Source organism: Streptomyces sp. R35 (genome assembly GCF_041053035.1).
In the GTDB taxonomy this organism is placed as follows: Bacteria; Actinomycetota; Actinomycetes; order Streptomycetales; family Streptomycetaceae; genus Streptomyces; species Streptomyces lutosisoli.
On record NZ_CP163440.1, the window covers coordinates 10,783,232 to 10,802,706 of the forward strand.

The 19,475-nt window shown below is 68.7% G+C and carries 18 protein-coding genes and 2 pseudogenes; 10 read left to right on the forward strand and 10 right to left on the reverse strand.

Annotation, left to right across the window (positions count from 1 at the left end; translation table 11 throughout):
• Window positions 1-68: 68 nt before the first annotated feature.
• The 3 genes from AB5J50_RS48545 to AB5J50_RS48555 all read right to left on the reverse strand — a co-directional run bounded on the left by AB5J50_RS48545 (window position 69) and on the right by AB5J50_RS48555 (window position 3,522).
• Window positions 69-464 carry a GNAT family N-acetyltransferase gene (locus AB5J50_RS48545; protein WP_369264915.1) on the reverse strand — a complete coding sequence of 132 codons (396 nt, stop codon included), beginning with the start codon at window positions 462-464 and terminating at the stop codon, window positions 69-71.
• Window positions 465-503: 39 nt separating this feature from the next.
• The gene (locus tag AB5J50_RS48550; RefSeq protein ID WP_369264916.1) at window positions 504-2,102 is read right to left on the reverse strand and encodes an ISL3 family transposase; all 1,599 of its coding nucleotides are present in this window, start codon (window positions 2,100-2,102) and stop codon (window positions 504-506) included.
• A gap of 310 nt (window positions 2,103-2,412) precedes the next feature.
• Entirely contained in the window at window positions 2,413-3,522 is a 1,110-nt protein-coding gene (locus tag AB5J50_RS48555) for an NAD(P)/FAD-dependent oxidoreductase (protein ID WP_369264917.1), read from the reverse strand.
• A gap of 206 nt (window positions 3,523-3,728) precedes the next feature.
• Here AB5J50_RS48555 and AB5J50_RS48560 point away from each other — a divergent pair.
• Both AB5J50_RS48560 and AB5J50_RS48565 read left to right on the forward strand, forming a co-directional pair.
• Window positions 3,729-4,004 (forward strand): annotated as a pseudogene (locus AB5J50_RS48560) (hypothetical protein); the annotation flags it as partial.
• Complete coding sequence (locus AB5J50_RS48565; protein WP_369264918.1) at window positions 3,973-4,374, forward strand: transposase; 402 nt, start codon at window positions 3,973-3,975, stop codon at window positions 4,372-4,374. The pseudogene AB5J50_RS48560 and the gene AB5J50_RS48565, both read left to right, overlap by 32 nt.
• A 70-nt stretch (window positions 4,375-4,444) precedes the next feature.
• Here the strand turns inward: AB5J50_RS48565 and AB5J50_RS48570 are convergent, their stop codons facing one another.
• Window positions 4,445-4,846 (reverse strand): hypothetical protein, encoded by a 402-nt coding sequence (locus tag AB5J50_RS48570; protein WP_369264919.1) that lies wholly within the window; start codon window positions 4,844-4,846, stop codon window positions 4,445-4,447.
• A 216-nt stretch (window positions 4,847-5,062) separates the two neighbouring features.
• Between AB5J50_RS48570 and sigJ the strand changes: the two genes are divergently transcribed.
• From sigJ to AB5J50_RS48590, 4 genes are all read left to right on the forward strand, one after another.
• Entirely contained in the window at window positions 5,063-6,016 is a 954-nt protein-coding gene (gene sigJ / locus AB5J50_RS48575; protein ID WP_369264920.1) for an RNA polymerase sigma factor SigJ, read from the forward strand.
• Between the two features lie 655 nt (window positions 6,017-6,671).
• Window positions 6,672-7,580 carry a hypothetical protein gene (locus AB5J50_RS48580; protein ID WP_369264921.1) on the forward strand — a complete coding sequence of 303 codons (909 nt, stop codon included), beginning with the start codon at window positions 6,672-6,674 and terminating at the stop codon, window positions 7,578-7,580.
• Between the two features lie 217 nt (window positions 7,581-7,797).
• Window positions 7,798-8,127: a hypothetical protein gene (locus AB5J50_RS48585; RefSeq protein ID WP_369264922.1), complete on the forward strand. Its 330-nt coding sequence runs from the start codon at window positions 7,798-7,800 to the stop codon at window positions 8,125-8,127.
• 278 nt (window positions 8,128-8,405) lie between these two features.
• Entirely contained in the window at window positions 8,406-9,299 is an 894-nt protein-coding gene (locus AB5J50_RS48590) for a hypothetical protein (RefSeq protein WP_369264923.1), read from the forward strand.
• Window positions 9,300-9,583: 284 nt separating this feature from the next.
• On the opposite strand, the gene ligA is transcribed toward AB5J50_RS48590, so the two are convergent.
• The gene (ligA, locus tag AB5J50_RS48595) at window positions 9,584-11,671 is read right to left on the reverse strand and encodes an NAD-dependent DNA ligase LigA (protein ID WP_369264924.1); all 2,088 of its coding nucleotides are present in this window, start codon (window positions 11,669-11,671) and stop codon (window positions 9,584-9,586) included.
• A 241-nt stretch (window positions 11,672-11,912) separates the two neighbouring features.
• Here ligA and AB5J50_RS48600 point away from each other — a divergent pair, with 241 nt between their 5' ends.
• On the forward strand, window positions 11,913-12,650 hold the full coding sequence (locus tag AB5J50_RS48600; protein ID WP_369264925.1) for an HAD-IA family hydrolase: 738 nt from the start codon (window positions 11,913-11,915) through the stop codon (window positions 12,648-12,650).
• A gap of 582 nt (window positions 12,651-13,232) precedes the next feature.
• Here the strand turns inward: AB5J50_RS48600 and AB5J50_RS48605 are convergent.
• Complete coding sequence (locus AB5J50_RS48605; protein ID WP_369264926.1) at window positions 13,233-14,603, reverse strand: amidase; 1,371 nt, start codon at window positions 14,601-14,603, stop codon at window positions 13,233-13,235.
• A gap of 170 nt (window positions 14,604-14,773) precedes the next feature.
• Here AB5J50_RS48605 and AB5J50_RS48610 point away from each other — a divergent pair, with 170 nt between their 5' ends.
• Both AB5J50_RS48610 and AB5J50_RS48615 read left to right on the forward strand, forming a co-directional pair.
• The gene (locus tag AB5J50_RS48610; protein ID WP_369264927.1) at window positions 14,774-15,625 is read left to right on the forward strand and encodes a helix-turn-helix domain-containing protein; all 852 of its coding nucleotides are present in this window, start codon (window positions 14,774-14,776) and stop codon (window positions 15,623-15,625) included.
• Window positions 15,626-15,724: 99 nt separating this feature from the next.
• Entirely contained in the window at window positions 15,725-16,459 is a 735-nt protein-coding gene (locus AB5J50_RS48615; protein WP_369264928.1) for a class I SAM-dependent methyltransferase, read from the forward strand.
• A gap of 331 nt (window positions 16,460-16,790) precedes the next feature.
• Here the strand turns inward: AB5J50_RS48615 and AB5J50_RS48620 are convergent, their stop codons facing one another.
• The gene (locus AB5J50_RS48620; RefSeq protein WP_369264929.1) at window positions 16,791-17,273 is read right to left on the reverse strand and encodes a DUF4262 domain-containing protein; all 483 of its coding nucleotides are present in this window, start codon (window positions 17,271-17,273) and stop codon (window positions 16,791-16,793) included.
• Between the two features lie 416 nt (window positions 17,274-17,689).
• Here AB5J50_RS48620 and AB5J50_RS48625 point away from each other — a divergent pair, with 416 nt between their 5' ends.
• A complete protein-coding gene (locus AB5J50_RS48625; RefSeq protein WP_369264930.1) occupies window positions 17,690-17,884 on the forward strand; it encodes a hypothetical protein in 195 nt (64 codons plus the stop codon).
• A gap of 49 nt (window positions 17,885-17,933) precedes the next feature.
• Here AB5J50_RS48625 and AB5J50_RS48630 read toward each other — a convergent pair whose 3' ends face one another.
• From AB5J50_RS48630 to AB5J50_RS48640, 3 genes and pseudogenes are all read right to left on the reverse strand, one after another.
• The gene (locus AB5J50_RS48630; protein WP_369264931.1) at window positions 17,934-18,401 is read right to left on the reverse strand and encodes an SAM-dependent methyltransferase; all 468 of its coding nucleotides are present in this window, start codon (window positions 18,399-18,401) and stop codon (window positions 17,934-17,936) included.
• Window positions 18,402-18,422: 21 nt separating this feature from the next.
• A pseudogene (locus AB5J50_RS48635) lies at window positions 18,423-18,615 on the reverse strand (IS5/IS1182 family transposase); the annotation flags it as partial.
• A gap of 34 nt (window positions 18,616-18,649) precedes the next feature.
• Window positions 18,650-19,438 (reverse strand): class I SAM-dependent methyltransferase, encoded by a 789-nt coding sequence (locus AB5J50_RS48640; protein ID WP_369264932.1) that lies wholly within the window; start codon window positions 19,436-19,438, stop codon window positions 18,650-18,652.
• Window positions 19,439-19,475: the final 37 nt, after the last annotated feature.

Consider the following 19,475-nt stretch of genomic DNA (forward strand, 5'->3'; position numbering starts at 1 on the left):
GTCTGGCGAGGGCTTGCTGATACTGCTTCTGACCCTGTGCATCCTGGCCCAGAGCCTGGTCCACCCTGCTACAGGGCGATCAGTCCGGCTGTCGTCTCCTTGAAGCCGCAGGCATCGAAGTAGAACGAACGAAGGTGCTCCTCGAAGTCAACGTGGAGCCACTCGCACTTCGCGGCACGAGCTTCGTGAGCAGCAGCTGCGACCAGCGCGCCTCCAACACCGCTCCGCTTGCGATGCTGGGCGACCACCGTGTCCAGGACGAAGGCGTGAACTCCGCCGTCCCAGACCACGTTGACGAAGCCGATCAGCGAGCCGTCTTCCCAAGCGCAGACCCAGCCGAGGCTGTGGCGTTCAAGTCGTTCTCGCCAGGCAGTCTGAGTGACCGGGTGGCCGAAGCCGCCAGCATGCAGCGCGTTGAGGGCGGTGTTGTCGAAGTCGCCCCGCCACTCGTACTCGATCGTCACTCCTCGATCGTAGAGTCCGGGCCAGGTCCAGCAATCAAATTACGGAGCGAGGAGAACTCGCTTGCGGAGGAGTTCGAAACCAGCGCGGCCGAACATCTGACGCTTGAGCATCTTGATCCGGTTGACGTGGCCTTCGACGACGCCTGAGTTCCAGGGGAGTGTGAGGCCGGCGATGACGGCGTCGAGGTCGCGTTCGAGGTGCTGGGCGAAGTGCCGGAGGCTGGGCAGTTCGGTAGTGGAGGTGGCCGCTTCGATCCAGGTCGGCAACTGGTCGCCTTGGAGGTGGGCGACCATGTGGCCGAAGGAACGCACGTGCTCGGAGAGTGCTGTCAGTTCGGGGCAGTTGGCCAGGACGGCTTTGAGCTGGAGGCGGTCGACTTCGGGCAGGGCGTCGGGGTGGGTGAGGATCCAGCGCGTGACGGCGCGGGCCGACGGCGGGCGGGGGCCGACCGGTTGGGGCTTGCCGCGAAGCGTCCTGCTGACGTAGTCGCGGACGCTGGCGTAGCCGCGGGGATAGCCCTGTTCCTTGATCTCCTCCCATAGTTTCCAGGCGTTGGTGCAGCCTTCCTGCCAGCGCTGATCGAGGTAGGGCTTGTAGGCATCGAGCCTGGTCGCACGGTTTTGCCACTGACCGGTGAACATCTCCTCCGGGCTGGTGGCGCGGGAGAAGCGCAGGATCGTGTTGAGGGTCATCCCGAGCTGCCGGGCGACGGACCGCTTACTGTGGCCGGCGGCGAGGAGAGCGTGGATGGTGGCGTGCTTGGTGCGGGTGCGCTCGGCGAACCGGTGCCCTGTCGGCCAGGGCGATGACGTGGTTGGCTCTGGTTCCTCCTGGGGTTCCTCCGGCTGTTCCGGCGCGGGACGTAAGCAGCTGCGGTGCCGGTAGACGCACTTCTCGGCGGCTTCGCCCAGGTTGTGCCAGAGATGCCACCGGTCGGCGACCTGGAGAGCCTGCGGGGCTCCGCGGGTCGCGCCCTCGGCAAAGAAGGGAGCCCGGTCACGGCAGACGATCTCGATGCCGGGCCGCTCGGCGAGCCAGGCCGCGAGCGTGTCCGCCTCCCGGTCCGGAAGAAGGTCGACCGGTCGACGTGTCTCGACGTCGACGAGCACGGTTCCGTAGACACGGCCCTTGCGCTGGGCGTACTCGTCCACGCCGACCACACGGGGTGCTGCGGTGGCGGGGTCCGGAAGCGAGGCGATCAGCCTCAGCAGGGTGTTCCGGCTGACCGAAACCCTGAAGGCGTCCGTCATCCGGGCGCCGGCTCGGCCCGCGAGCGCAAGACCGACCGACACCAGCGTCGACCGTAGCCGCTCGGTCCGTCGCCCGAACCTGCGAGTGAGGCCCGGTACTTGCTCAGCGAAGGTCTTGCGCTCGCAGGATTCTTCCTCGCAGACGAACCGCCGCACCCGCAACGACACCACCACGAACTTGCCCGCCGTCGGCAGATCACGAGGGAATCGCAGGTAGGAGCCGTGTATTCGCCCTGACCGACATCCACATCCCGGACAGGCCGCCTTCCCTGCGGTCGTACGGGCCCCGACTCGCACGACCGCGTCGGTCACCTCGACCGACTCCACCAACACGCCCTCGACCGAGGAAAACAGCAGCTCGTTCAACTCCGGCAGCACTTCGTTCACGGCGAAGGACTGTCGACCACGCCACCAACCAGCCGGGCGATTTTCGGGCGAACTCACCCTCCATCACACGGAGATCAACAGTCACCTTGCGTATGCATCCACAGGAAGTGGACCAGAGCCCCTCAATGAACGTCGTTTGTCGATGAGTTCGGATGCCACCCGAGGGCCTGTGTGCCCGTGAATGTCGGCGAGTTTCGATGTCACTCAGGTGCGCGAATACTGCTCCATCACGGGCGACGGAGCCTCACGGACAGGAAGGACGGCTGGCTGTGGGTCTCGTCGTAGCGGCTGGTGGCCCTTGCCCGGGCTGTCACGGGGGGAAGCGCTCCGGGCGGAAGTCCGCGAGCAGCTCATCTCTCTTCCCGCTGAGGATCTCCGAAGCAAGCAGCCGGCCGATTACCGGCCCGAGCGTGATGCCGCTGTGGGAAACGGCCTCGTAGTAGCCCGGCACAGACGGCACCGCTCCCACCGAGGGGAATCCGTCGGCTGGGATGGGCCGGTTGGCCACCCGTGTCTGCGTGATGCGGGAGTTGCCGAGCTCGGGAACGACGTGCCGCGCCGATTCGTGGAGCAGCCGTGCGAGTTCCGCCGGCTCTTCGCCTGTGTCGATGAGTGTGTCGATCTCGCGGCTGTGGAGGACCACCGAAGCGTCTCCGTCAGGACGGATCTCGATGTGGGGCGCGTGCATGGCCCGGTGAACCGGGACCTGAGCACAGCCGATCCGGGTGACGGCGCCGGGTTCCCGGCGCATCGGCAAGTGCCGTGCGATGAGCCCGGCGACGTGGGACGCGCTGGGGCCTGCTGCGTTCACGACGATATCGACGTCGAGACAGCTCCCATCGGACAGAGCAACACTCCGGATGCTCCCGTCGGCACCGGTGCCGATGTCACAGACAGCGGTGCCGGACCGGTGCTCGGCGCCGGATGCAACGGCCTGGCCGACCAGGCGGCCGACGAGATGACGTCCGTGCACCCAGGCTTCGTCGGGGTAGAACAGGACTGGAACCTCGCCGGGCATCGTGAGAGCGGGTTCGAGGCGGCGGCGCACCTCTGTCCCCGTGCACAACTCGACCCGGTAGTCCCAGCTTTCCAGCAGTCCGGCTGTTTTCAGGAGCTTCGACTCCGCTGCGGGATCGTCTGCCCAACGCAGGTGGCCGTTGGGATACCACCATGAGTCTGACCCGATGGTCCTGGCAAGCTCTCGGTACGCTGCCATGCCCGCGACGTTCAGGTCGAAGTAGGACTTGCGCGCGGTCTTGTTGCTGGCGTTGACCCACGAGAAAGACCAGTTGGTGACGCCTTCGCCCGGCTGGCCTGCGTCGATGAAGACCACCTTGGCGCCATGCCGGGACAGGTTCCAGCCCACGCTGGCTCCGAGGATGCCCACTCCGATGACAGCAACACGTTCAGGCCGATTCACGGACCCGATCCTCACGAACGTCCCCTTCCCAGATCGCGGGCGAACTCCCGTTTCCAGCATGCAAGCATGCGGAGCGGTCAGCACTGTGAACGGGACAGTCAAAGCTTCGGAATCGGGTGCCGAAGCGGCGGGCGTGGTGCCGGCCTGGTGTCGTTGAAGCGCACTCCAACTCCCTCTACTCCCTTCGCGATGACGGGAGATGGGGCGTGCCCTGCTTACTGGTCGCGGAAGGCGGAGCACCGCGCATCGCCGCCTCACGGTATGGACCGAGGCCGGCCTGTGGCGTCGGCTGCACCGGGCGGTGCTGGACGAACTCGGGGCCCGGGGCGAGGTGGACTGGACCTCGGCGATCGTCGACGCGGCCTCCGTTCGCGCCAAAAGGGGGATCGCTGACGGGGCCGAACCCGGTCGATCGCGGCAAGAAGGGCAGCAAGCTGCACGTGCTGTCCGATGCCCAGGGCATCCCGCTCGCCGTCGCCGTGTCCGGCGCGAACATGCACGACAGCCTCGCCCTCAAGCCGCTCATCCGCGGCATACCCCGCCGTCCGGTCCCGCCGGGGACCACGGCGGCGCCGACCCGTCAAACTCCGCGCGGACAAGGCGTACTTCTCCGCCGAACACCTGGCCTGGCTGCGCGAGCGCGGGCTCGTCGCGCGCATCGCGCGGCCCGGCATCGAGTCCGGCGAACGCCTCGGTCGGCACCGCTGGAAGATCGAACGGTCGATCGCTTGGCTCTTCGGCTACCGCCGCCTCACCGTCCGATACGAACGAAAGGGCTCGCACTTCCTCGCCTTCCTCGGCCTGGCCGCCGCCCTGACCTGCTACAAGAAGCTCGCGAAACTTGCCACGTGAGACACCCTCTTAGCCCTTTTTGAGCTGACGGCGGTCGGTCATTGCCGCTGCCTGGCCTTCCTCGATCGATCTACCGGGTGCCGGAGCGGTGCGACAAGCGGGTGGAGAGCACCTGGCCCAGCGCCAGCACGCTCAGGCCGAACATCAGGACGCCCAGGGGGACATGGAGCGACGGTATGTGCGCGATGCCCAGCACCACCTGCACCGATGCGAGTACGAGGAAGCCGGACGCGTACAGGATGGGGCGGGGCGCCCCGCCGCCCGGTCGCCACGCCAGGATCGCGGCGAGCACGTACAGCATCGATGCGCCGTACATCACGCGCGCTCCGGCGCTGTGCAGTACCTCGCCGTGGGACGAGGAGAGCACCAGTCCGGCGGTGACCGCCTGGAAGAAGATGGCCAGAGTCTGCAGGGCGATCGCGACCTGCAGGAACGTGACTCTGCCCCGTACTGCCGTCGTCTGTGTGGCCATGACGTGGTCCCCTCTTCTGCCTCGCGGCGGTGGATCAGTAGTGTCTCGGTGGTCCGACGACGTGGGCCCGCGAAATGTGAGGCGAAGCGCCGCCCTCGCAGTCCGGTGCCGTGTTTCGCCGAAGTGCCGAGAGCGGAAGCGGAAGCGGACGAGAAGAACCGATGCGAAGAACCGATGCGAAGAACCGATGCGAAGAACCAGGGAGCAGTCGCGGCGATGAGCACCCCGTCGGAGTCAGGGCATGACCGGTCCGAGCCGGGGCTGAGCGTGATCGTCGGCGAGCGGCGCCAGCTGATCAATCTCGCCTACCGGCTGCTCGGTTCGCTGGTCGAGGCCGAGGATGCCGTGCAGGAGGCCTACGCCCGCTGGTACGCGATGTCGCGGCAACAGCAGGAGGCCATCGAGTCGCCCGGCGCCTGGCTGACGACGGTGGCCGGCCGGATCTGCCTGGACATGCTCGGCTCGGCGCGGGCCCGGCGCGAGCGCTACGTCGGCGCATGGATACCGGAGCCGCTGCCCGACCGTACGGAGTGGTTCAGCGGGCGGGCGGGCGGCGGCAGGGCCGAGTCCGACGACCCCGCCGACCAGGTCACCCTGGACGAGTCGGTGAACATGGCCTTCCTCGTCGTACTGGAGTCGATGACGCCGGCCGAACGCGTGGCGTTCATCCTGCACGACGTCTTCCGGTACCCCTTCGCCGAGGTCGCCGAGATCGTCGGCCGGACACCCGCGGCCTGCAGGCAACTGGCCTCCTCGGCCCGTCGACGTATTCGGGCCGCACAGGCTCCGGCGGTTCCGACGGCAGGGCAGGCCGGTCTGGTGCGGCATTTCAAGGAGGCGTGGGAGGCCAGCGACATCGAGGCCCTCGTCGACCTCCTCGACCCCGACGCCACGATGACCGCCGACGGCGGCGGCCTGGTCGGCACCGTCCTCCGCCCGGTCGAGGGCAGCGAACGCATCGCCCAGTACCTGATCCACATCGCCGGCAAGGCCCCTGGGCTGACGCTCCTGGAGCGGACGGTCAACGGCCGGCCCGGCCTGGTCGCCCAGCATGCCGGCGTCACCGTGACCGTGGCAGCGTTCAGCCTCACTGGCGGCCGTATCACTCACATCTGGGCGGTCCGCAATCCGGAGAAACTCCGTCCGTGGATCGAGAACGGACAGAACTGACCCGGCGCCATGATCTCCACCGGACGGCATCATGCCTTCGAGTTGCTGGAGGAACAGCGGCTGCTGCCCGCTCTGGACTTTCTCCGGGGCCGAACCGGCGGAACGTGATCGTTCACGGAAACCACGTTCCCGTGAGCATCGCTGTGATGATGTGGTCTTCCGTGTCCGTGTCCAGGGAGCCCTCCGTGCCCCGCACGCCGCAAGCGATCTTCGAGAGTTACGTCTACGCCGGTGCCATGACCCGGAATGCTGATGCCCTGGCCAACTGGCCAACTGCCGCTGAGCGTGAGAGTTGGCCCCGCTGACGAGCCACTCACGCGAACGAGTGTCGGCGTACACGCCAATGGATCTGGCGCTGGTCTTGTGACGGTGTCGGCTTGGGCTGGGCATCCTTCGGGTGTGCGGTTCGGTTCAGGGGATTTGAGGTGACTGTTGCCGCAACTGTCGGGCGTGGTGGTGGAGGCGGCCGAGCGGTGTGCCAACGTGCTCAACACTCAGGTGTGTTGTGGTGTGTTGCCGGTGCGGTGTACTCGCTGCGGGACCGTGCCCCGCCGGGTGCACGGCCCCAATGTGCGACGGCCGGCTGACGCGCCGCGGGATCGCGGAGCCGGTTCGGCCGACAGGGTGTTCGCGCCGGTCCTTTCGAAGGAGAGTCATGTCCTTTCCCGAGCTTCCCCAACCTGCGCCTGGTGAAGTGCTGTTGGTCTGCACGTGCTACGAGGACGGCAAGGCTCTGTGGGGCGGGCTGCTCGACGAGATCGGGGGCAGCGGGGTGCGGCTCCATCTGGTCGAAGGCCCCGGATGGGACTACCTGCACGGCGGTAACGTACCGGCGCTTGTCCCGGGCGGCGGCCTCGTGCCGCCGGTCGCCGTCTTGGCGGACATCCCTGTGGTGTACGGCGGGGATGGGCCGTTGCTGGTGGACCTGGCGGCGATGCCCGGGCGCGGTGTCCGGGTCCCGCCAACCCGCCTCGGCGAGATCCTGGACGCTCTGCTGGGCGGCACGCTCGCGTTCGACGACCTGGTGCGCGACATGGACAGGTGCGGCATGTACCAGGGGGACGGTGGCCGACCGGCCTTCCCCGCGCCGACGGTGCCGTCGCGTCGGTCCTTCCCGGCACTGCCCTCCACCGGCGCGGCCCTGCTGGTCCGAACCTCCTTCGACGACGAGGGGGGCTGGCGCGCTCTGCTCGACGAGCTGGGCGGGGCCGACGAAGACGGCTGGGTCGGCTCGGACCTGGACCCGGATGAAATCGACGTGGAGCACTACCCGTTGGGGGCGCTGGTCGTCGACGACCGGGCCTTCGAGGGCCTCCAGCCGGGCCAGGTCCCCGCGCTGGTCCCGCCCGAGGAACACACCACGCTGGTCGCGCTCGCCGATGCCAGGACCTTTGCCGAGCCCAGCCGACCGCTGACCGTCGTCGACCTGTACGACACCCCGGGGCAGTCCGCCGTCCTTCCGTGCCGCGAGGTCGGGTCGATGGCGTGCAACTTGGAGATCGGCAACATGGACTTCCACGAATTCGTCGTCGTGGAGGGACTGGAGCCGTGGTGGGAGGGATGATCAGCGGATCTCCAGCCGGACTAGGTTCGTCCGAGGTCACACCGGGGCGTGTCGGCTCCAGGTTCCGCCCGCTGCCGTGACCAGCCGGGTGGCGGTCTTGTCGTGGTAGCCGAGCGCCTTCGCGATGGCGGGGGCTGATCCGCATTAATGCTCCCGGCTCGGATGCCGAGGTCGACTTCGGAAAGGTCTGGGCCGACCTGGCCGGACAGCGGCTGAGATGCTGTCTGTTGGCCTTCCGCCTGGCTTACTCGGGCCGGGCGGTCCATCGGATCTCCCGCTCCTGCGGGCAGCAGAAGTCCGCTTCATCGAACGCAAGGTCACTGTCCACCTGACCGGCGACATGCTCGTCGCGTTCGACAACAGATGTGAGATTGCCCGCCATGCCCGGCTCGCCGACTGCGGTCTGGAACACCTGGTCCTGGAACACCTGGTCCTGGACCGCTACCTGGAGGTGCTGCTGCGCAAGTCCCGGGCATTGGACCGCTCCGAGGCCCTGCACCAGGCCCGCGCCGAGGGCACCTTCACCGCCGAGCACGGGGCATTCTGAGAAAAGTGCGGCGGTGAAGCAGGCGGACGCGGCGTTCCAGGCGGGCGGGCGACGCACCGAAATTGGTGGCCCCAGGGCCGCCTGCAATGGGGTCGTACGCGGCCTCGGCAGGCCCCCGGCCGCACTCTCGCCACGGTTCGCGACCGTTGGGTCGACCGCCTCCGGGTAGCCGCTGACCCGCCTGACCCTGCCCTCGTCGAATCGGCTCTGACCTGGTGTTTTCCAGGGATCCGCCTAGGGTGGGGGACCTCTGCCGGACAGCATCGGAGGGGGACTTCGTGAGTGAGGAAGCCATCAGGTACGACGCCAGCCACATCAAGGTGCTGGAGGGGTGGGAAGCCATTCGGAAGCGGCCGGGGATGTACGTCGGCTCGACCGGCGAACGCGGCCTGCATCAGCTGGTGTTCGAGGTCGCCTGCCGGGCGGTGAACGAGGTCCTGGCCGGCCGCGCCAGCTCCGTTGACGTCGCCCTCACGCCCGACGGCGGTCTGCGTGTCGCCGACGACGGGCCGGGTGTACCCGTCGAGGCCACCGCCGGGGACACCGGCGGTCCCGGCCTCGAAGCCCTGCTGACCCGCATGCACGCCGGGGCCGGGCCTGGCGGCCGCCAGGCCGCGGAAATGAGCCTCTTCGGCACGGGGCCCTGCGTCACCAACGCCCTGTCGAGCCGCCTGACGGCCGAGGTGTGCCGTGAAGGGGTGCGCTGGGTCCAGGAGTACGCGCGCGGCGTCGCGCTCACCCCGCCCACCGCCGTAGGACCGGCGACCGGAAGCGGGACCACCATCGCCTTCTGGCCCGACACCGACATCTTCGGGACGGCGGAGTGCTCGTTCGCCGTGCTGGCGGAGCACTTCAGGCAACTGGCCTTCCTGAACCAGGGCCTGAGTATCTCTCTGACCGACGAACGTCCCCCGGGCGGGTCCCGGCCGCTGCGGTTCCAGTTCCCGGGCGGCGTACGGGACTTCGTCGCCTTCCTCGACACGCCGGCCGGGGCCGCCGAGTTCGTCCAGCGGTGCTGCCCCCGTACGAGGGCTACCGCTGCCAGTACGTCACCGACTGGGTGGCCGACAGGCCCCCTGCCACCTGGCCGTGTACCCCAGCGAGGAAGCCCTGCCGGCCGAGACTCTCGGCCGCTGCCCGAACGAGCCCGTCACCGTCACGTTCGCTCATAGGGCCGGCCGTTCGGCGGAGAAGGAGGCTGCAGGGCGACAACGCGGAGCCCCCTGGCTGGTCGGGGGGAGGGGGAGTGTCGGTGCGATGTGGATGGGACGTGGCCATCTACCCCACCGCCAGCCACGTCTGCTGGGCAAGGGCATGTGCGCACAGAGCGTGTCGGTCCGGGGGTACAGTCCCTTCCGCAGCCGCATACGGATGTACGGTCAACCACCCCTGCCTGTACCGCCCTTGGCACCGAGCGTCCCGTGAACTGCGGCACCCCCGCCCTCGTGGATCGGGGTCAGTCGAGGTAGTCGGCGATGAGGGTGGCGAATGCGTCGGGGGTGGCCAGGCGGATGCCGAGGGTTTCGGCCTTGGCGCGCTTGGAGCCCGCGCCTTCGCCGGCGACGACCAGGGTGGTCTTCTTCGAGACGCTGGAGGAGGAGCGGCCGCCGGCGCGTTCGATGAGTTCGTTCATCTGGTTGCGGCTGAGCTTCTCCAGCGCCCCGGTCATCGCGCCGGTGACGACGACCGTCATCCCGGCCAGCGGCCCTCCCGTCGACTCCATGCTCTCCGAATCGCTGTCGGCGTCACCGGTGGCAGGGGAGGGCGGGGTGGCGCCGGGCTCGGTCATGTTGACCCCGGCCGCGGCGAGTTTGTCGATGAGCGGGGCGAGTTCGGCGAGTTCGGCGACGATGGACGGCGCCTTCTCGGTGCCGATGCCCTCGACCTGCTGCATCGTTTCTGCGTCAGCGGCGCGGATGTGGTCCATGGTGGCGAAGTACCGGGCGATGCGGCGGGACATGGAGCGGCCGGTGCCGCGCACACCGAGCGCGCACAGCACCCGCGACAGCGGCTGCCCCTTGGCCGCGGCGATCGCGGCGAGGAGGTTGTCGGTGCTGGTCTCGCCCATCCGTTCCAGGCTCAGGAGCTGGTCGCGGGTGAGGGTGAACAGGTCGGCCAGGTCGGCGGCCAGGCCCGCTTCGACGAGCTGGACGACGCGGGTGTGGCCGAGGCCTTCGATGTCGAGCTGGTTGCGGCCGCAGGCGTAGGAGAGGGCGGCGACCAGGTGGCAGTTGCGACCGTTCTCGCAGCGCCAGCGCTGCTCGCTGGTGTCGATGCCGGAGCCGCACCGAGGGCACACCTCGGGGAAGACGATGGGCTGCTCGTCGCCAGTGCGCAGGTGGGCGACGGGGGCTTCGATGCGGGGGATGACGTCGCCGGCCCGGTGGACCATGACATGGTCGCCCAGACGCAGGTCGCGGCGGGTGATGTCGGCCGGATTGTGCAGGGTGGCGTAGGTGATGGTGGAGCCGTCTATCTCGACGGGTTCCAGCACGCCCCGCGGGGCGATGATGCCGGTGCGGCCCACGTTCCACTCCACCTCCAGCAGCCGGGTGATCTTCTCCACCGCGGGCAGCTTGTAGGCGATCGCCCAGCGCGGGGCACGCGAACCGGATCCGGCGGTCTGCTGGTCGGCGGCCAGGTCGGCCTTGATGACGATCCCGTCGATCCCGAACGGCAAGTCCGCACGCAGCGCGGCAATCTCCTTCACCCGGGCCAGAACCCGCTCCGCGGTGTCGGCGGTGATGCCGGGCACGGCGGTGGTTGCGGTGGTGTTCACCCCGTACGCGGCGGCCTGGATCATGAGGTCGCTGTGCGCGGCCTCTCCCAGCCGCCCGGCCGGCCCGGCCTCGGTGTCGGCCAGCGGGAGCAGGCCGTAGCCGAAGAACGTCATGGGTACGGTGTAGGCGCGGTCCTTGGCGCGCAGTGTGCCCGCCGCGGCGTTGCGCGGGTTCGCGAACGGCTGCCCGCCGTGCGCGGTACGTACCTCGTTGGCGTGCTCGAACTGGGCTGTGGTCATGAGGACTTCGCCGCGCACCTCCACCGTGACCGGCTCGGCCAGCTCATTCGGCAGACCCTCGATGGTGCCGATCGCGTGGGAGACGTCCTCCCCGGCCGTCCCGTCGCCGCGGGTGATCAGTCTGGTGAGGCGGCCGTGGCTGTAGCGGGCGGCGATCGCGAGGCCGTCCAGCTTCGGCTCGACGCTGAACCGCTCCACGTCGTGACCGATCCGCCGGGCCAGCGACGCACTCCACGCGGTGAACTCCTCGGGCGAGAACACGTTGTCCAGGCTCAGCATCGCCACCGTGTGCGGGACATCCCCCTCCACGGCACCGCCGGCGACCTTTCCGGTCGGCGAATCGGGCAGCACCTGCCCGGGATGCTGGGCCTCCCACGCCGCGATGCCGCGCACCAGCCGGTCGTAGGCGTCGTCGTCCAACGCCGACGTGCCGCCCGTGTAGTAGGCGGCGGACGCCTTCACCGCGTCCTCGACCGCCCGCGCGTAGGCGGCGGCATCCACGATCACTGCAGCAGGTGTTGTCATGCCCGCCATCCTGCACGCCACCACTGACAACGCCTCGGTCCGAGGACCATGCCGGGTCCGCAGTTGACGGGGGAGCGGGGGCCACGGCCGCGGCCACGGCTGACCGTCGTGGTGCGACATCACGAGACCGGGACTGCGGCGGGCGCTGGTCCATTTTCCGGAGGGCTTGGCGAGGCTTCCGCTAAGGGATGTCCGGCCCGTCCCGTAAGTGATCTCCAGGATCTCCTGGCATGATCATGGCGTGACCAGTGAGCTTGAGCAGCCCGGCCCCAGGAAGTACGTCCTCTTCGATGTCGACGGCACGTTGATCGACGCCGTGGACAACCAACGCCGGGTCTGGGCAACATGGGCGGGGCGATACGGACTGGACGCAGATGAGGTCTATCGGGTGGCGCTGCGGACGCGGCCGATGGAGACCTTCGCGAAGGTGGCCCCGGACCAGGATCCAAAGGAGTGCCTGGCAGCGCTGCACGAACTGGAGGACGACGACGTCCGGTCCGGCGTCTATGCGGCCTTCGACGGTGCGTCGGAGCTGCTGAGCACCCTGCCGCTGGAGGCGTGGGCGCTGGTGACCTCGAACTATGAGCACCGGGTGCGGGGGCGATTTGCTCGGACGGGTCTGCCGGTCCCGCGCGTCCTTGTGGACGCCGCCGCAGTGGCGGAAGGCAAGCCCTCGCCCGTGCCCTACCTGTTGGCCGCCGAGCAGCTCGGTGCCCGGCCCGAGAACTGCCTGGTCATTGAGGATGCCCCGTCCGGAGTCGAGGCAGGACTGCGGGCCGGCATGACGGTGTGGGGGGTCAACGCCGCGGTTGCGGTGGCCGGCGTGCACCGTCACTTCGCGAGCCTGCGCCAAGCGGTCCCCGACATCCTCGCCTTCGCCCGGCTGGAGGGATCAGCCGGAGCTGCCGCTATCAGGTCCGGAGCTGCCTGCGGCGGGGCCAGGAAATCGGGGAAGTCCCCCACTCCGGGGGCCAGATAGCGGTTCGGCTGTACCCGGTGTTCCGCATGCCGTCGAGGCCGTTTCCCCACCTCGCTTCGAGCACCCCTTCCGTTGCGGACACCGTTGGTTGGTTCCGTCCTCGTCGATCCTGTCCAGCAGGGGACCGTGCTGCGGAAGACGAGTTCCGGGTGCGGGCGAGTCACCGGTGACACGGAAAGCCTGGCCGGTCTGTCGGTGATGTGCGGGTCTGTCAGCAAGTGGCCGGACAACTCCCGCACAGGACCCGGCTGGTGAAGGCGTTCGGTCCGCTGATCGCCGAGATGTCGGAGTCCGGCGCCCATCGCGAGCCCGAGTGAGGGGGTGCTGTTCTCTGCCGCTGACACCTAACCCGCCTGCCAGGCCGCTGGAGGACTACCTCCTGCATATCTGGCCGGGCAGGCGTGAGAGCGATGCCGTACATGAGGGCGATGCCGTACACAAGTACGCCGATCAGTGCGGGCAGCGTCGACGCAGGGCTGCCTCGCGCGAGCCGGAACCACCTTCGCCTCGGGCCGTGCCGGACTGGCAACACGCGGATGTACGCCCGACGATACGGACTCCGCTAGGGAAGAGCCGCCGTCCTCACCTGACGGGCGGGCGGCGATCGGTCCAGGGATGTGCGAGTTCGAGGGTGCGAGCCACCTGGAGGAGGAGGTCTTCCCGCCACGGTGCGGCGACGATCTGGATGCCGACGGGCAGGCCGGTGCCGGCGTCGTGGTGGATGGGGATGGAGATGGCCGGTTGGCCTGTCACGTTGAAGACTGACGTGAACACCCCCATCGGGTAGCTGTTCAGCAGTGGCCTCAGGGGATCGTCGTCGGAGCCTGCCCGCCAGGCACCGACGAGCGGCGGGAGGCATGCCATCGTGGGCGTGACGAGGAGGTCGAAGCCGGCGAGGAAGCCTTCGACGATGCGCCGCGACAACTGTTCGGTCTTTTGCACCCCTTCTGCGTAGGACCACGAGTCGATCGATCGTGCCGCGGCGCGCAGGGCACGATTGTGGGGCTCGACGCGGTCGGGGTCCGCGAGCGCGATCCCGCTGCCGCCGACGTTCCAGATGGTCGTGAACGCCGCCACCAACTCGTCGGTCGAGGGGAGCGGAAGACGCGTGTCGACGACATGGTGACCGGCCGATTCGAGCGTCCGAAGAGTGACGGTGACGGCTTCGGTACACGCCGGGTGCACGCGTATCCCGTCGATCGGAGAGTCGTGGAGCGCACCGATCCGCAGCCCGGTCGGCATGTCCGTCTTCATCGCGGCGGCAAAGGACCTGTGCGGGGTCGGGGGTGACCACCATGCGCCCGGATCATGGCGCGCAAGCACGTCGAGGGCGGCCGCGGTGTCTGCCACCGTGCGGGTGAGCACGCCGCTGGTGCCGAGACCTTCCACGCTGACGGTCCCGTTGGTGACCAGGCCGCGGGTGGGTTTGAGCCCGACGAGGCCGTTGCACGACGCGGGGATGCGGATCGACCCGCCGCCGTCTTCGGCGTGGGCGATGGGCGCCATCCCGGCGGCGACGGCAGCGCCCGCTCCGCTCGACGACCCGCCCGGCGTGCGATCCGGGTCCCACGGGCTGCGCGAGATGCCCAGGGCCTCGCTCTCGGTGAAGGGCAGGGCGCCGAATTCGGAGGTGGTGGTCTTGCCGAGCAGGACGAATCCCGCGTCCACGAACCGTTGCACGACCGGATCCGATGCTGCGGCCGGCTCCTGCCTGGCGCCGGCGGACCCATGGGTGGTGGGCCATCCCACCACGTCAAGGAGGTCCTTGACCGGCAGCGGGACGCCATGGAACGGGGGGAGGTCTTCGGCCGACGGGGTCCGCGCCACTACATCGGCCGCGACAGACGCGGCTTTGCGGACGTCGTCGTCGGCCCGGTGACAGAAGGCGTTCAGCTGGGGGTCGAGCTCGTCCATCCGCTCGAGATAGCAATCGGCCACCTCGACCGGGCTCACCTCCTTTCGGCGTATGGCCGCAGCGAGTTCGACGGCCGATGTGAACGGGTCAATCGGAGAGCGCGTCACGAGTGGTCCTTTCCGGTCCGGTCCGGGGTACTTACGGAGGCCGTCAGCGTCGTCGCGACTCGGACGTCGTGTCTTGGATGAATGTCGCTTAGCCTGGCGACATGCGATGCGCTGAGTCGGCTCATGACTTTGCGGCGGTGTGGGACATCGCCACCCCGTCGAGGCCCGGTCGGCTGCCGGGGGTCAGCATGGCCGGGTTCGGCGCTCGTACCAGGGAACTCTTCGACCTGGACGTTGTCCCGTACCCGGCTGTCACGGTGGCCGTCGACCTGAGCGATGGCCCGATTGCCGTCGACGACAACAGCAGCGGCCGGCAGAACGGCAGTGTCGTCGTCGGACTCGCGGCGAGCGGCGTTCGAGGGCGCGGGCGTGACATCGAGTGCCTCCAGGTGCGGCTGTCGCCGGTGGTCGCGCACGCGGTGCTGGGCGTCTCTTCGGAGTTGGGCGGGATGGTGGTCTCCCTCGATGACCTCTGGGGCCGCGATGCCGCGCGGACCCAAGAGCAACTGCGCGCTGCCGGGTCATGGGACGACCGGTTCGCGATCGCGGAGGCCGCGCTCGTTCGACGACACGAGGCAGGCCGCGCGGTCGAGCCTGAAGTCGCCTTCGTGTGGGGACAGATGGTGACGAGTCTGGGAGGGGTTCGGGTCGAGCGGCTGGCAGCCGAGGTCGGCTGGAGCCGTAAGCGGCTGTGGTCCCGGTTCCGGGCCCAGATCGGTCTCAGCCCCAAGCGCGCCGCCCAGCTTGTCCGTTTCGACCACGCGGCCCACCGTCTCGCCGCGGGTCACAGCGCCGCACAGGTGGCGGCGGAGATCGGCTACGTCGACCAGTCCCACCTCCATCGGGATGTCAAGGCCTTCGCCGGTGTGACGCCCACGGGCGTTGCGGTCGCGCCGTGGCTTGCGGTCGACGACGTCGCGTGGGCCGCCCCCGAATACCTGTCCAAGGCTTGATACGGCGGTCTGCACCTGGCCGGCGCGAGGCCGGTGGCGCTGGTCACGGGGGAACATTTCTCCAAGACGCCCGGCAGTTGAGCTTGTGACAGTGCGCGTATGTCCAAGAATCGGGATGACTCCCCACTGCCGCGCCTTCAGCGGCCGCGATACGGCGTCGACGCTCCAGCGTTCCCGGCGGTACTCGGCGCCGCCGGGACTGCCTGCTGCCTGGCCGCCGGCCGGTGGCGGCCGGGACGGAAGGCGATGGTGACTGCCGGGACGGTACTGCTTGCCCACGCCGGCATTTACCTGCACACCACACTGCACGGCAAGCTGCGCATCTGGAGGCGGGAGCTGGACCAGGCCGACTTGAAGGGCAACGAGCAGCTGCTGGACCTGGGCTGCGGTCGCGGCGCGGTGCTGATCGAGGCGGCCAGGCGACTGCCGACGGGGCATGCCGTGGGCGTGGACCTGTGGTCCGGAAAGGACCAGAGCGGCAACCGGCCCGAAGTCACGCTCGCCAACGCCGCCGCGGCAGGGGTCGCCGACCGGGTGGAAGTGCATACGGCCGACATGACCGCGTTGCCGTTTGCGGACGGCTCCTTCGACGTCGTGACGAGCGCGCTGGCGATCCACAACATCCCGTCGGCCGAGGGGCGATACCGCGCGGTGGACGAGGCCATGCGGGTGCTGCGCCCGGGCGGGCAGTTGCTCGTCGCCGACTTCTGGAACATGGCCAGCAGGTACGCCGCGCACATCGGCCAGGGCACGCTGCGCGGACTCGGCCCCGGGTACTGGTACGGCGGCCCGTGGCTCGGCATCACAATGCTGCACGCCGTCAAGGAGCGCTAAGCAGGTTGCACAGCCCCTGAGCTCGGCGTATCCCCGGCACGGCCGGTGCGTTAAGGGCTGACCGCGTGCGGGTGGAGACGTTCTCCGGCTGCAAGTGACGTGGCCTGCACGCCTTTTGAAGGTGGCGGGGGAGCGGGTGGGCGCACTGCTCCGGGGCCGAGCTCGGCGGGGTGCCGTGCGGGAACGGCAGCGTCCAGCCGTCACCACCGGTTCTCCGCGACCGTGCAGGTCACCGTGGACGTGACACCCGACGGGTGATCGCGGCCGCATGATCTTCGTCGCAACCGAGTCCTGCTCGTCTGAACTGCCGTCCGCCGAGTCTCAGCGGCCTTCAGCCGGTCGCGAGTGTGGCCCATACCCCGTCAGGGTGCTCGGTGGGCTTCAGCCACAACTGGGGCTGGGACTGCAGATAGTGCTCGTCGGCCCCTGGCTGCCAGAGGAAGCGCCCCTTTGCGTCGGGCCACACCACCTGCAGGACCGGGAACGGGGGGCGTCGGTAGAAGGAGATCGCGCGCCCGAAGAACTCCCGGTACCAGCGGAGATCGGCCGACTTCAGGACAACCGGCCGCCCCTCGATGACGTCGTGACATGTACGCCCGTTCTCCAGTACAGCCCCGGCTGCCGCCTGATGGCCAAGGGAGTTGAGCATGATGTGCATCGTCTGGATGTCCAGCCCGAACATCGCCAGCTCGGGCACCCCGTGTGTATGCCAAAGCCCGATCGTGTAAGCGAAGCCGGGCCCCTCGTCGTCCGCCGGCACCATCACGACGCTCCAGCCGTGCTCCTGGACCTGGCCGACTGTCCGCAGGTCCATGCGGTCGGCCTCGTCTCGATCGCCATAGTCATGGCAGATGACACATCGGCAGGCAGGGTGATCATCGGGCATGTCCGTGACGGTACCCTGCGCTTCGATCGCACGGTTTGGGCCTACTCGATCACGTCACCAACCGCATTCCTATCGCCCGTCTCGTGGCACTTCGCGACGTCCCGCAAAACCTGTGCCAGAACCTCTTGCTGATCCATGAAGCAACCTCGGTCCTCGCCGCCTACCGGAAACGCCGTGAGGGCAAACGACACGTCCAAGCCGTCCTCACCCCCTCCCGCCGCCACGCCAACGTTCCATGGGCGCTGATCTGCGGCCGACGGCAGGGATTCGGCAGGACATCCCTTGGGGCACCCCTTCCGAGCCTGAGATGATCAATGGGACCGTACGAATCAGGGGTGGGGAACATGACCGTTCTGGTGCTGCTCGGCGTCCTGGCGCTCGCCGTCGGCGGGTGCGTATGTGTGGTGTGGGCTGGGCGCGGCGGGCCCCGCTGGGTCCGCGTTGTGGCGACCGTGACGCTCACCGCGGGGGAACTGCTGCGTAGCTCCGAGAAGAATCGGCGCCGGAGCCTGAACCGGAGCAGCGACGACGGCGACTAGAAACCATAGGGGGAGGCGGTGAGCCGCGGGCGGGTTGACGGGGGACCGCTCACGGCTGGAAGTACTCCGACATCAGGCGGCTGACCCATTCCGGCTGCTTGATGTTCACCGCGCGGAACTCCGCCATCGTCGGCTTCAGGTCAATGACCGGGGTGCCCGAGACCGCGTCGAGGCCCACCACCGTCAGTTCGCGGCCGTGGACGGATTCGATGGCGCAGCTCGTTACCCCGATGCGGTTCGGTCTGCGGGGGCCGCGGCCGGCGAAGACGCCGACGGGCGGGAGGTCGGAGCGGCCGCGGTAGGGGCGGGGTTCGCGGTAGTCGTCGTGTTCCGGGAACTGGTCGAAGATGAAGAGGATCTCCACGTGGGAGAAGCCCTCCAGACCCTGGAGGCACGCCTCGCCGAAGCGCTCGTCGACGGTGATCGTGCTGCGGACGGCACCCCAGTTGTCCGTGTGCTGGACGTCCGTCCGGTTGTTCCGGACTATGCCTATCGGTGTGATCTCGAAGCTTGGCATGGCAAGGTTCTATCTCTTTGGTCAGCGTCGTGCCCAGATGACGATGGCCGCGAGGTGGAGTGCGGCCTGGTAAGCGATGCCGATTTTGTCGCACTGTATAGCCAGGCCGCCGCCACTGCTTGGGTCGGGTGATGCAGCGCTCGACGGTGATGGGCTGCTTGTACGCATCGGCGTCGAAGCCTGGCGGGCGCCCGCCCTTGTGGCCCCGCCGCAGGCAAGCCCCCAGCAAGATCTTCAACGGCCTTCTACTAGTCGACTTGCAGGACGAAGAACAGGAAGCACAGGAAGCGCGGCGTGGCCGCGATGGCTTCGGGGAACAGCTCGCGGGCGGCTGGATCAGGCTCTGGCTCGCTGATAACTGTTAGCCGGAAGCCTGCCGCGGTGAAGGCTTCGATCATCGCGTGCAGCGGCCTGTGCCAGAGGCTCATCAGGGCGGTCTGGCCGCCCATGGTCCACTCTTCGGTCCAGTTGGTGGTGTTGAAATAGTTGTACTCGGCCTCGCGGCCGGCCTGGCGGTGCATGAGGTTGATGGCAAAGGGATGGTCGACGGACGCGATCAGCCGACCGCCGGGCTTGAGTATGCGTCGTAGCTCGGCCAGCGCCGGCCCCCAGTCCTCCAGGTAGTGCAGCACCAGGGCCGCGACGACATCGTCGAACGTGTCGTCAGGGTAGGGAAGCGGGCTGCCCAGGTCGGCCACCTGCAGATCCGCACCGTCGCCGAGCCGCCGCCGGGCCAGCTCCAGCATCCCGGCACTCGCGTCGAAGCCGCTCACGATGGCGCCACGGTCGCGCAGCGCCGCGAACAGGGGCCCGGAGCCGCAGCCGGCGTCGAGGATCCGCCGGCCGGCCACGTCTCCGGCGAGGGCCAGCATCGCGGGCCGCTGGTAGTAGCCATTGATGAGGTTGGATTCACTTTCGGCCGTGTACGCCTCGGCGAAGCTGTTGTAGTCGTTGACCTTCGGCGGATCCACAGTCACAGCGGACGGCGAGGTGAGCCCGGTGGAGCGCGCGTGCGTTTGCTGCTCGTCAGAAGTCATGGTGCGAGAGACATGTGCTGCATCAGTTCGGTTCCGG